Source organism: Bradyrhizobium sp. ISRA442 (genome assembly GCF_038085055.1).
Taxonomy (GTDB): Bacteria; Pseudomonadota; Alphaproteobacteria; order Rhizobiales; family Xanthobacteraceae; genus Bradyrhizobium.
In genome coordinates, this window is sequence record NZ_JALGCN010000017.1 from 110,296 (window position 1) to 122,577 (window position 12,282).

Below are 12,282 nucleotides of genomic sequence, written 5' to 3' on the forward strand. Positions count from 1 at the left end.
CCGGCCGGACCGGTTTGGTTCCGACCCCGCCTTCGAACGTGGTTTCCAAATTGTTTATGAACTTTGCCTAGGGTCGAGAGCGAATCTGGCTCTATCCTGTGCCGGCTCAGGACTCCCCGCTGTCCCGAAACGAGGCGAATTTGACCCCTGCATTGCCGCAAGCCTCCGCAATCCTGGCCGGCCTCGGCCAGGCCGTGTTCGTCTGGGACCTCGCCAGCGATGCCATTGTCTGGAGTGAGCATGTCGATGCGGTCTTTCCCGGCATCCCCACTGAGCGGCTTGCCATCGGCGCCGAATTCGCCAAGCTGATCGAGCCCGCGCAATCGCTGCGCGCCGCTGCGCTGGCCCAGACTTCGGCCGTGCATGGTGCCGACGGCACGCCCTACCGCGTCGAATACGGCGTGCGCATGAGCGCCTCCGATCCCGTGGTCTGGATCGAGGAGACCGGTCGCTGGTTCGCCGGCCCCGACGGTCGCCCGGTGCGGGCTCAGGGCATCGTTTGCATCAACAATGAGCGCCACGCCCGCGACGAGGAACTGGCGAGGCTGGCCCGTCTCGATCCGCTGACCGGCGAGCTCAACCGTACCCATCTGATCGCGGCCCTGGCCGAGGCGATCGAGGAGGCGACCCGTTTCCGCTCGACCTCGGCCTTCATGCTGCTCGGCATCGATCATCTCGCCCGCGTCAATGACGCCTTCGGCTTCGACGTTGCCGATGCCGTGATCCTCGACGTCGCCAAGCGCATCCGCGCGCGCCTGCGCGGCGGCGACGTGCTCGGCCGCTTCTCCGGCAACAAGTTCGGCCTGATCCTGAAGAACTGCACCATCGACGACATGAACGTCGCCGCCGAGCGCTTTCTCGCCGGGATCCGCGACGAGGTTGTGCCGACAAGGTCCGGGCCGGTCTCCGTCACCGCCTCGATCGGCGCCGTCAGCGTGCCGCGCTATGCCCGCAGCACCGATGAGGCAATCAACCGCGCCCATGAAACGCTAGACGCCGCCAAGCGCCGCCGCGCCGGCTCCTTCGCTGCGTGGCGTCCGAACGCCGAGCGCGACGCACAGCGCCGCGTCAATATCCGCGTCACCGACGAGATCGTGACTGCGTTGAACGAACGCCGCATCCTGCTCGCCTACGAGCCGGTGGTGGCCGCAGGCACGCGCGAGGACGCATTCCACGAATGCCTGGTGCGGATGGACCAGGGCGACGGCCAGGTGCTGCTCGCGCCCGACATCGTGCCGGTGGCCGAACGGCTCGGCCTCATTCGCCTGGTCGATCACCGCGTCCTCGAGCTCGTGGTCGCCGAGCTCGCCGCTTCGCCCGATGTCCGGCTCAGCCTCAACATTTCGCCGGACACCACCATGGATCCGGACTGGTGGGCGGGAATCGAGTCGCTGATGCATGCCCATCCCGGCGTTGCCGAGCGGCTGATCGTCGAGATCACCGAGACGGTGGCCATCCAGGACATCGACGACGTCCGCGCCTTCGTCGGGCGCCTGAAGCATTTCGGCAGCCGCATCGCGATCGACGATTTCGGCGCCGGCTACACCTCGTTCCGCAATTTGCGCAAGCTCGGCGTCGACATGGTCAAGATCGACGGCGCCTTCGTGCAGAACATCACCCATTCCGCCGACGACCGCGCCTTCGTGCAGACCCTGATCGACCTCGCCCGCCGCCTCGACATCAAGACGGTCGCCGAATGGGTGCAGGACGAGGAGGCAGCAAGCATGCTGCGTGACTGGGGCTGCGACTACATCCAGGGCCGCCTGATCGGGCTGGCGTCAGCCGAGCGACCATGGGGCGCTCCGCCGAACAATGCAGTACCTGCGGCGGGGTAGGGATCGTGGGGGTGGGTTACCTGACCCACCCTCCAAATCTCCTCACGCCCCTTCGTCCAATGCCACCAGCTCGCGCTTCTTGCGCAGCGACGGCAGCAGCGGCGCGATCAGCAGCACCAGCGCGAGCGCAAGGCACGCTGCCGAGATCGGCCGCTGCACGAAGGTCCAGAGATCGCCCTGCGAGAGGATCAGCGACTTGCGCAAGTTGTTCTCCATCATCGGTCCCAGCACGAAGGCCAGCACCAGCGGCGCCGGCTCGAAGCCGAGCTTGCGCATGAAGTAGCCGATGGCGCCGAAGGCAATCATCACATAGACGTCGAACACGTTGTTGCTGGAGCAGTAGACGCCGAGGATCGTGAACAGGATGATCAGCGGGAACAGGATGTTGTAGGGCAGCTTCAGAAGCTGTACCCACATGCCGATCATCGGCAGGTTGAGCACCAGCAGCATCAGATTGCCGATATACATGCTGGCAACGATGCCCCAGAACAGACCTGGGTTTTGCGTGATGAGCAGTGGTCCCGGCTGCAGGCCGTGAATGACGAACGCCCCGAGCAGCAGCGCCATCACCACGTTCGGCGGGATGCCCAACGTCATCAGCGGAATGAACGCCCCGCCCGCGGCCGCATTGTTGGCGGACTCCGGACCTGCGACGCCCTCGATCGCGCCATGGCCAAAGCGCTCCGGCGATTTCGACAGCCGCTTCTCCAGTGCATAGGACGCAAACGACGCCACTACTGCGCCGCCGCCCGGCAAAATGCCGAGCAGGAAGCCAAGGAGCGTGCCGCGCGCGACGGGGCCGGCGCTGGCCTGCCAGTCGGCCCTGTCAGGCAAAAGCTGAGTGATCTTCGTGTTGATGATGTCGCGCTTGATGGCCTGCTCGGTGTTGAGCAGCACCTCGGCGACGCCGAACAGGCCCATCACGACGGGCACGAGACCGATGCCGTCGATTAGTTCCATGCGGCCGAAGGTGAGGCGCGGCTGCGCCGTGATACTGTCGAGCCCGATCAGCCCGAGCACGACGCCGATGCAAGCCATCAACAGCGCCTTCGGCATCGAGCCTTGCGTCAGGAAGGTGAGCACGACGAGGCCGAGAACCATCAGGCTGAAATACTCGGCGGGCCCGAATGCGATCGCGATGCTGGCGAGCTTTGGCGCCACGAGCATCAGGGCGACGAGCGCAAATGTGCCGGCGATGAAGGAGCCGAAGGCGGAGATGCCCAGCGCAGGGCCCGCGCGCCCCTGCTTCGCCATCTGGTGGCCGTCGATGCAGGTCACGACGGAAGCCGCTTCGCCGGGGATGTTGACCAGGATCGAGGTCGTCGAGCCGCCATACATCGAGCCGTAGTAGATGCCGGCCATCATGATGATGCCGGACTCCGGCGTGCCTGATAGCGTCACCGGCAACAGCAGCGACATCGCCGAGATCGGCCCGATGCCGGGCAATACGCCGACCAGCGTGCCGATGAAGACGCCGATGAAGCAGTAGAGAAGGTTGATTCCCGTCAGCGCGACGCCGAATCCGTGCGCGACATTGGCGAGCGTATCCATGCGGTCAACCGATCCCGAGCAAGCCCGAGGGCAGTTGGATCAACAGCAGGCGCTTGAGCACCCACCACATGCCGACCGGAACCAGCACGGCGATCGGAACTGCCAGCGTCCAGCGCACGGGATCGATCACGCGCAAGAGCAGCAGCATCAGCGGGATCGACGACAGCAGGAAACCGAGCGGCTCCAGTGCGAAGGAGAACGCGGCGAGGCAGGCGATCAGCAGAAGCGGCTTGGTCCAGCGCACATTCTCCCAGCGGGAGGCCAGCGTCGGCCCGCCCTCGGTGACCGCCGAGACGATGATCGCGCCTGCGAACACGCACATCAGAATCCCCGTATAGAACAGCACGTAGCCGGAGCCTGGATCGTTGATGGTGCCGAGCTTGAGCTTCAAACCCGACCAGATCACGAAGCCTCCGAGCGCGAACCCGATCAGCCCGCCCCAGAGTTCGGAATTGCTGAGACGGAGTTTGACGTTGGTGTCATTATTCATGCGCAGCGCTTTCGGATCGCCTTCGTTCTGAGGTGGCGGAGCGCAGCGCAGCCCTCGAAGGGGCGGCGGTACCCCGATCCATCCTTCGAGGCGAGCCGCAAGTGCGGCTCGCGCCTCAGGATGACGCCTTCACTTGCAGTCGCCACGGTCTTACTTCCTCGCAAGCCCGAGCGTGTCGATGACCTTGCGCTCGGACTCCGTGACCTCGACGACGAACTTCTTGTAGTCCTCAGTGTTCTTGTAGTTCGGCACCATGTCGTACTTGGCGAGGGTCGCCACCACTGCCGGGTCCTCTACCGCTTTCTTAAAGGCGTCGTGCAGCTTGGCGACGATTTTCGGGTCCATGCCCTTGGGCCCGGCGATGCCAAACGGGGAATCGTAGACCATGGGATAGCCGAGCTCCTTCAGGGTCGGCACGTCGGGATAGTTCGGCGAGCGCGAACCGGTCCATACCATCAACAGCCGGAGCTTGCCGGCGTCGACCAGCGGTCGCCATCCCGTGGAATCGGCCTGCAGCATGGTGTGCTGGCCGAGCACCGCGGCGTTGGTCTCCGCGCCGCCTTTGAAGGGGACCTGTGTGAGCTTGATTCCGGACATTGCGGCGATCTGCTCCATGCCGATATGCAGCGAGGTGCCGGTGCCCGGTGTCGCGTAGGTCACCTTGCCCGGATTGGCCTTGGCGAACTCCACCACGTCCTTCCAGCTCTTGAACTGCGAGTCCGTACTGGTGGTGACGCCGAAGGTGTAGCCGGTGAGATGAACGATGTAGCTAAAATCCTTCGCCGGATCCCATGACACTTCCTGCATCAGGGGTAGGCGGAAGACGGTGATCGGAATCTGGGAGATGGTGTAGCCGTCCGGCTTCGCGGCCGCTGCCATGGTCGCTGGTCCGACCGTCCCGCCGCCACCGGCCTTGTTGTCGATCACGATCGGCTGTCCCAATACTTTCGAGGCGCTGTCGGCGATCGCGCGCATCGAGATATCGGTCGATCCGCCGGCCGGCCATGGCACAATCAGCGTGATCGGTTTGCTGGGATAGTCCTGTGCACCGGCTGTGGTCGCGAGCAACGCGCCCATGACAGCATGTATGGCGGCAAATGCGATCGTCTTCAGCCCGTATCGCGACATCGAAACTCCTCCCTCGCAGCGGCCTCATTCGGACCGCCGTTTCTCGTTCTTGTGACGCGATTGTCCCTGAAATCACGAGAGAAGAAAAGCGCATTGCTCGGCGCGCGCGTGCGGTTGAGGTGGCAATCCCGCCAGAAATGCCGCGTGCGACAATTGGTCGTTCGGACGCGTGCCGAGACACGGAATTTGGCATGGGGCGCGATCGGCAGACGACGCGTTTACGCGCCTGCGAGGCAGGCAGACTTCAGGAGCGCCACCCCACGCCTGCTTTCCTCCGGGGCGCGCGAACCGCTTACGCGGCGCGCCGAACTGAATTCGTTCGTGACTACGCCACGCAGATGTTCGGCACCGCGACCTTCTGAAACAGATGCGGGCTCGCGACGGCGGATGCGGGGTAGACCGAAATCTTCGCGCGGAATTCCGGATGGGTGAAGGCCGCGCGGAAATGCGCGTTGGATTCCCAGACCGCGTAGTTGAGATAGGTCGGATTGTCGCCGACGGCGCGGTGAAGCTGGGTCGAGATGAAGCCCGGTTGCTGCTTCATGAAGGCGGCATCGTCCTGCCAGCTCTTCAGGAAGCTTTGTTCGTCGGCCGCATCGAGCGTGAACAGGTTGACCAGCACCACGGGGCCGGCGTCGAGTGCGAGCTGGCGGTCGATCGGGAAGGCCGGGTCGAGCGGGCGCATCTGGGGCATGACATTACTCCGTTTAATTTGGTATCATCATGTCATTTCGACAATGTGTGACATAGGTATTTGACATGATGATGTCAATACGGAAATATCGTAACAAATGAGCAAGACCAAGCGGACCCCGGCGGGCGAAGCCCTGACCGGCTTCATCCTCGACCTGTTCCGGGCCAACGGCCTGCTTCTGACCGCCGGCGACCGGCTGGTGGCTGGGCTCGGTCTCACCAGCGCGCGCTGGCAGATTCTGGGGGCAATCGTCGATGCCGAGCGGCCCGAGCCGGTCGCCTGGCTGGCGCGCAATCTCGGCGCCAACCGCCAGAACGTGCAGCGCATCGTCAACGATCTCGAGCGTGACGGTCTCGTCGCGTTCGAGACCAATCCGCATCACCGCCGGGCGCAGCTCGTGGTCCTCACCGACAAGGGCAGGCAGGTCTTCGATGCCGCCAGCCGCTTGCAGGTCCCGTGGGTCAACGGGCTGGCGAACGGATTGTCGGTCAGGGATATCGAAATGGCCCATCGCGTCGTGACCGCACTGCGAGCCGGTCTGAAAGACGCCGGTGAAGCGAACGAATGAGCGAGTGAGGCACCAGGGACACGAGGCGTACATCGTACGAGCCCATTTCGGACTCAAATCCGCCGCCGACTCAATCGAATGTATCAAAATGCGGTTGGGGGCGTGTCCTGAGTTGGGGAATTTGCCATGAGTGATGAAGATTTGCTCCGTCATGACAGACAGAAGCCTATTTCCTCTGCCGAAGACATCGTGCCTGATGAGTCTTTCGAACTCCTGTCAAGGCAGCTTTGCGAAGGCGCTAGCTTTTCGGACGATGAATCCCCGTCGAACGACGTTTTCTTGCTTCTTGAGGAGAATGCGCGGCTTCGTGCGCTTGCCATCAGTCTTTCCGGCCTGGTCGGAGACCTCTCCGAGCGGGAGTGGAGCAATGCGCTCGCATCGGCAGATCGTGCCACGCTCAATCGCCTGAGGTCGTCTCGGGCGTGACGATAGAAAGAGCGGCGAGGTGAAGCGGGGCGTCACGCCACGCGGCGGATCGTGCTCAGCCTCTCGATCACGCCGCGGACCTCCATGGCGGAACACGGCTTGCCGAAGTAATAGCCCTGCACCGCGGTGCAGCCGCATTCACGTACGAAGTCGAGCTGCTCGACCGTCTCGACGCCTTCCGCCGTGGTCTCGACGCCGAGCACGGCCCCTAAGCTGGCGATGGTGCGCACGATCGCGACGCTCTCCGGGCTTTCGCCGAGCGTGCCGACGAAGGAGCGGTCGATCTTGATGCGATCGAACGGAAACTTGCGCAGGTAACTCAGCGATGAGTAGCCGACGCCGAAATCGTCGAGGCTGACGCGCACTCCGAGCGTGCGGAGCTGGTGCAGGATCTTGATCGTCGCCTCGCTGTCGTCGAGCAGCGCCGTCTCGGTGACTTCGAGCTCGAGCCGCTGCGGCGGCAGTCCGGCCTCCGCGAGCGCGTTCGTGACCATCGCCACCAGCCCGCGCGAGCGGAATTGCACCGGCGAGAGGTTGACTGCGACGGTGACGTCCGGCCAGGACGCGGCAGTGGCGCAGGCCGTGCGCAGCGCCCATTCACCGATCGGGACGATCAGGCCATTGTCTTCCGCGATGGGAATGAACTCGGCCGGCGAGACCAGGCCGCGCGTCGGATGATTCCAGCGTAAGAGCGCCTCGAAGCCGGTGAGCTCGGACGTGTCGAGACGAACTTGCGGCTGGAACACCAGATGGAACTGGCGTTCCTCCAGCGCGCCACGTAAGTCGTGCTCCAGCAGGTGCCGGCTGCGCGCCTCCTCCTCCATCTCGGGTTCGAAGAGCTGATAGGCGCCGCGTCCCCTCGCCTTGGCCTGGTACAGCGCGAGGTCGGCGCATTTCATCAGCTCGTCCGCGTCGAGCCCGTGGTCGGGTGCGATCGCGATGCCGATCGACACGCCGATGTGGATCGACTGGCTGTCCAGCGGGGGCGGAGAGCCGATGATCTCGACCAGGCGACGCGCAAGCTGCTCGGCGGCTTGCGGCTGGGGTGCGCGTTGCAGCACCGCGAACTCGTCGCCGCCGAGGCGCGCGACCGTGTCGTGCTCGCCGACATTCTCCTTCAGCCGCGCTGCCACCCAGCGCAAGAGCCGGTCGCCGGCGGCGTGCCCGAGCCGGTCGTTGACCGTCTTGAAGTTGTCGAGGTCGAAGCACAGTACGGCCATGGCGCCGCCGGCGACCGCGACCTGGTTCAGTCCCTCGCTCATCTTCTCGCGGAACAGCGTTCGGTTAGGCAGGTCGGTGAGCGAATCGTGCCGCGCCATGTGCGCGACGCGGGCCTGCGCCTTGTGGCGCTCGGTGACGTCCTCATAGGTGACGACCCAGCCGCCGTGCGCCATGCGCTTGTGATTGAGCTTGATGATGCGGCCGTCGCTTAGGTGGCGGTGCAGCGTGTGCTCGCCCTCGCGCAGCCGCTCGACGTAATCGGCATAGAGCTGCACGCCCGTGGTGTTCGGATGGTTGCCGAGCGAGCAGCTATGCTCCATGATCTCGCGCATCGAGACGCCGGGCTTCACGATGTCGGGCGACAGGCTGTACATCTCGATGTAGCGGCGGTTGCAGACGATGACGCGCAGGCTCGCGTCGAGCATGCACAGGCCCTGGCTCATGTTGTTCAGCGCCGCGTCGAACCGGCGATACTGTTCGCTCAGCTCCTCCACCGCGCGCTCGCGCTCGGTGATGTCCTCGTAGGTGGCGACGAATCCGCCCTCGGGCAGCGCGCAATAGCGCACCGAGATGACGGTGTTGTTCGACATGCGTCGGCGCATTGGCGCGGAGTCGCCGCTCGCGATCCGAACGCGAGCGGCCTCGAGGACCTGCTGCGGGCTGTATTCGGAGGAGAACGCGCCGTTCGCGATCGATCGCTCGATTAGTTCGGCGAGATGTGTGCCGGGCTTGGTCTCCTCCGGCGACAGCATGTAGATCTTCCGGTAGGTGGTGTTGCAGACGCGCAGGCGCATGTCGCTGTCATAGAAGGCGAGCCCGTGCGCCATGTTCTCCAGCGCCGCATCGAGGATCAAATTCTGCTGTCGCAGTGCTTCCTCATACCGCAGCCGCTCGGTGACGTCCTCATGCACCGTCACCCAGCCGCCGTCGGGCAGGAAGCGGGACACCGCCTGCACCATGCGTCCGTCATAGCGCATCACGAGCAGCGATTTTGCGTTCCTGCTGCGGATGTCGTCAAGCCGAGCGTCGTGGAAGTCGTTTGCGGACATGTCCGGCAGATTGCCGCGCGAGATCCAGTGTTCGATCACCGTGCCGTGCGCGACGCCCGGCTTCACGACGTCGGCGTCGAGGTTGTAGAGGCGAAGGAATCGCTCGTTGCAGACGACGACGCGGCTGTCGGCATCGTACATGATGAGGCCGTGCGACATGTTGGCGAGCGCATGCTGGCTGCGCTCGGTCTGAATTTGCAGTTCCGCCTCGAGCCTCGCGTGTCGGGTGACATCGTCGCAGATCGTCATCCAGCCGCCGCCGGGAAGTGGCTTCAGATCGAGCGCCATGACGAGGCCGCCGGCAAGCCGCTGCTCGACGCGGAACGGCTTACCGGCCGCGATCTGCGCGATGCGCGAGGCGTACAGCGTATCGAGCTCGCCCTCCGGAAAATTGCCGCGCGTCGCGCTGTGCGCGAGCACCTCGCGGTAGCTCGTCCCTTGCCGGACGACGTCCGGCGACAGGTCGAACAGTTCGCGATAGCGGCAGTTGAGCAGCACGATCCGGTTGTCGGCATCGTAGACGCAGACGCCTTGCTCCATGCGGTCGAGGGCAAGCTGGCTCAGTGCGAGCAGCGCCTCTGCGCCCTGCGCGCGGCGGACACCGAGCTCGTTGTTGCGGGTCGACGTCATGGGATCGGCGGCTTCTCGGCGGGCAATGCACTTAACGCGACGTAACTGGCACGCCAGGGTAGCGAACACCCGGGAAAATTCCCTTAAGCGCAGTAGTTTACGGAGGGTGACTGGGGACGCTGAGAATTGGCGGCCGCAGCCATTGGGCGCGCGAATGCGAAGCCGTACCTGCAATGCCACGCGCACCAGTCCATCACAGTCACCCTGAGGTATGAGCCTCGCGGCGCAAGATGAGGGGATGGAGGCACAACGTCCCCCAGCGTCGTGCTGGCTTTCGCCAGGACGACATTGTGGTGCTGTCGGGCTAGAGTACGGGGTCCATGCCCGTGGGCCGCAAAGATGAGGGAAAGACCTACTCGTCCTTCTTCGACATCCGCTCGAGGCGTTCCTGCATTTCCTTCATCTGCTGGCGCAGGTCGTCGATGTTGTTGTCCTTCGGCGGCTCGGCGTTCGCATCGGGCTCCGGCTCCGGATTTGCCGCAGGGCGCGCCGACGGTGCGAACGGCTTGAACATCGAAAAGGTCTGCTGAAACAGCTCCATGTTGCGGCGAACCTGTTCTTCCAACGGAGCAAAGGGAGTGCCGGAGAGCGTGTTGGCGAGTTGCTTGCGGAACTTCTCCTGCTCCTGGGTCAGCGTCGCGATCGACTGCTCGAGATATTTCGGCACCACCATCTGCATGCTGTCGCCATAAAAACGGATGAGCTGGCGCAGGAAGGTAGTCGGCAGCAGGTTCTGGCCGGCCTTGTTCTCCTGCTCGAAGATGATCTGGGCGAGCACGGAGCGGGTGATGTCGTCGCCGGTCTTGGCGTCATAGACCAGGAAATCCTCGCCATCCTTCACCATCGCGGCGAGATCTTCCAGCGTCACATAGGTACTCGTTCCGGTGTTATAGAGCCGGCGGTTCGCGTATTTCTTGATGGTGGTGGGTTGGTCTGATTTCGCCATGGGCTCTCACTTGCAAACGCTGAGAACGGGAACCCGACGGGCTATGCCGCAGGGCGGGAAGAGTACGCAACGCAACAAAATAAGCATTTTCAAAGGGCTCACGCTACCGTTTTGTGCGCCACGGTTAATTGCGAAGCAAAAAGCTGCTTGCGAAATCGCCAAGAACGCTGTTTTGAGTGCGCTGCAGTATGAATCTGCTTCCGGTCCGATTGACATGCCGCAACGACGTTAACAGGATGCCGATTGAGACTGGCGAGCCTTTTCCTATCGCCCGCCTGCCCCCATTTCAAAGAACCTCAAGCCCCAGGAGATGCCCATGTCAGACGATGTTGTCATCGTCAGCGCCGCCCGCACCCCGGTCGGAAGCTTCAACGGAGCGTTCGCGACCCTTCCCGCCCACGATCTCGGCGCCATCGCCATCAAGGCCGCGCTGGAGCGCGGCGGCATCGAGCCCGGCCGCGTCTCCGAAGTCATCATGGGTCAGATCCTGACCGCCGCTCAGGGCCAGAACCCGGCCCGCCAGGCAGCGATCTCCGCCGGCATTCCGGTGGAGAGCCCGGCCTGGGGCGTCAACCAGCTTTGCGGCTCGGGCCTGCGCTCGGTCGCGCTCGGTTACCAGGCGCTCGTCAACGGCGACTCCGAAGTCGTGGTCGCCGGCGGCCAGGAATCCATGAGCATGGCCCCGCACGCCCAGTACCTGCGCGGCGGCGTCAAGATGGGTGCGGTCGAATTCGTCGACACCATGATCAAGGACGGCCTGTGGGATGCGTTCAACGGCTACCACATGGGCAATACCGCAGAGAATGTCGCGCGCCAGTGGCAGATCACCCGCGCCCAGCAGGACGAGTTCGCGGTCGCCTCGCAGCAGAAGGCCGAGGCCGCACAGAAGGCCGGCAAGTTCAACGACGAGATCGTCCCCGTCACCATCAAGACCCGCAAGGGCGACGTCGTCGTCAGCGCCGACGAATATCCGCGTCACGGCGCGACGCTCGACGCGATGGCAAAGCTCAAGCCGGCCTTCGAGAAGGACGGCACGGTCACCGCGGGCTCGGCCTCCGGCATCAATGACGGCGCCGCCGCGGTGGTGCTGATGACGGCGAAGCAGGCTGCCAAGGAAGGCAAGAAGCCGCTCGCGCGCATCGTGTCCTGGGCGCAGGCCGGCGTCGATCCGAAGATCATGGGCTCGGGCCCGATCCCGGCCTCGCGCGCCGCGCTGAAGAAGGCCGGCTGGAGCGTCGGCGACCTCGACCTGATCGAGGCCAACGAGGCCTTCGCGGCGCAGGCCTGCGCCGTCAACAAGGATCTCGGCTGGGATACCTCCAAGGTCAACGTCAACGGCGGCGCGATTGCGATCGGCCATCCGATCGGCGCCTCCGGCGCGCGCGTGCTGGTGACGCTGTTGCACGAGATGCAGAAGCGCGATTCGAAGAAGGGTCTTGCGACGCTCTGCATCGGCGGTGGCATGGGCATCGCGATGTGCCTCGCGCGCGACTAACGAGGACCTTACGCGTAACTGACGCGCGTGCGCTGCAAACGTAGGCGCGTGCGTTGCACGCGACTAAAAAGGCGGCGGTTGCAAACCAAATATTCTTCGCAACGACGCGCGCCTCGATTAAAGACAAACGCCCGGCTCGACGCCGGGCGTTTTGTTCTTGATGTCCGTCAAACCTACCGCATAATCCGCAGTTAAAAACGATCACTCAGAAGCGTCCAAGAAGACATCCGAGACAAGTCCAAGGGAAGG

Annotated in this window: 10 protein-coding genes; 4 read left to right on the forward strand and 6 right to left on the reverse strand. The window is 64.1% G+C overall.

Going from position 1 to position 12,282, the window contains the following annotated elements; translation table 11 throughout:
• Positions 1 to 140 precede the first annotated feature (140 nt).
• Positions 141 to 1,835: a bifunctional diguanylate cyclase/phosphodiesterase gene (locus MTR72_RS29040; protein ID WP_280967816.1), complete on the forward strand. Its 1,695-nt coding sequence runs from the start codon at positions 141 to 143 to the stop codon at positions 1,833 to 1,835.
• Between the two features lie 42 nt (positions 1,836 to 1,877).
• Here the strand turns inward: MTR72_RS29040 and MTR72_RS29045 are convergent, their stop codons facing one another.
• From MTR72_RS29045 to MTR72_RS29060, 4 genes are all read right to left on the reverse strand, one after another.
• Positions 1,878 to 3,386 (reverse strand): tripartite tricarboxylate transporter permease, encoded by a 1,509-nt coding sequence (locus tag MTR72_RS29045; RefSeq protein ID WP_280967817.1) that lies wholly within the window; start codon positions 3,384 to 3,386, stop codon positions 1,878 to 1,880.
• A gap of 4 nt (positions 3,387 to 3,390) precedes the next feature.
• Positions 3,391 to 3,876: a tripartite tricarboxylate transporter TctB family protein gene (locus MTR72_RS29050; protein WP_280967818.1), complete on the reverse strand. Its 486-nt coding sequence runs from the start codon at positions 3,874 to 3,876 to the stop codon at positions 3,391 to 3,393.
• Between the two features lie 150 nt (positions 3,877 to 4,026).
• On the reverse strand, positions 4,027 to 5,004 hold the full coding sequence (locus MTR72_RS29055; RefSeq protein WP_280967819.1) for a tripartite tricarboxylate transporter substrate binding protein: 978 nt from the start codon (positions 5,002 to 5,004) through the stop codon (positions 4,027 to 4,029).
• A gap of 325 nt (positions 5,005 to 5,329) precedes the next feature.
• Positions 5,330 to 5,698 (reverse strand): antibiotic biosynthesis monooxygenase family protein, encoded by a 369-nt coding sequence (locus tag MTR72_RS29060; RefSeq protein ID WP_280967820.1) that lies wholly within the window; start codon positions 5,696 to 5,698, stop codon positions 5,330 to 5,332.
• Positions 5,699 to 5,795: 97 nt separating this feature from the next.
• Here MTR72_RS29060 and MTR72_RS29065 point away from each other — a divergent pair, with 97 nt between their 5' ends.
• Together MTR72_RS29065 and MTR72_RS29070 are read left to right on the forward strand one after the other, a co-directional pair.
• Positions 5,796 to 6,266, forward strand: coding sequence for a MarR family winged helix-turn-helix transcriptional regulator (locus tag MTR72_RS29065; protein WP_280967821.1), 471 nt, complete (start codon positions 5,796 to 5,798; stop codon positions 6,264 to 6,266).
• A 126-nt stretch (positions 6,267 to 6,392) separates the two neighbouring features.
• A complete protein-coding gene (locus MTR72_RS29070; RefSeq protein ID WP_280967822.1) occupies positions 6,393 to 6,692 on the forward strand; it encodes a hypothetical protein in 300 nt (99 codons plus the stop codon).
• A 32-nt stretch (positions 6,693 to 6,724) separates the two neighbouring features.
• Here MTR72_RS29070 and MTR72_RS29075 read toward each other — a convergent pair whose 3' ends face one another.
• Both MTR72_RS29075 and phaR read right to left on the reverse strand, forming a co-directional pair.
• Positions 6,725 to 9,592 (reverse strand): PAS-domain containing protein, encoded by a 2,868-nt coding sequence (locus MTR72_RS29075; protein WP_341511628.1) that lies wholly within the window; start codon positions 9,590 to 9,592, stop codon positions 6,725 to 6,727.
• A 352-nt stretch (positions 9,593 to 9,944) separates the two neighbouring features.
• Positions 9,945 to 10,538 carry a polyhydroxyalkanoate synthesis repressor PhaR gene (gene phaR, locus MTR72_RS29080; RefSeq protein ID WP_280967824.1) on the reverse strand — a complete coding sequence of 198 codons (594 nt, stop codon included), beginning with the start codon at positions 10,536 to 10,538 and terminating at the stop codon, positions 9,945 to 9,947.
• Positions 10,539 to 10,854: 316 nt separating this feature from the next.
• On the opposite strand from phaR, the gene MTR72_RS29085 reads away from it, so the two are divergent.
• Positions 10,855 to 12,033 carry an acetyl-CoA C-acetyltransferase gene (locus MTR72_RS29085; protein ID WP_280967825.1) on the forward strand — a complete coding sequence of 393 codons (1,179 nt, stop codon included), beginning with the start codon at positions 10,855 to 10,857 and terminating at the stop codon, positions 12,031 to 12,033.
• Positions 12,034 to 12,282: the final 249 nt, after the last annotated feature.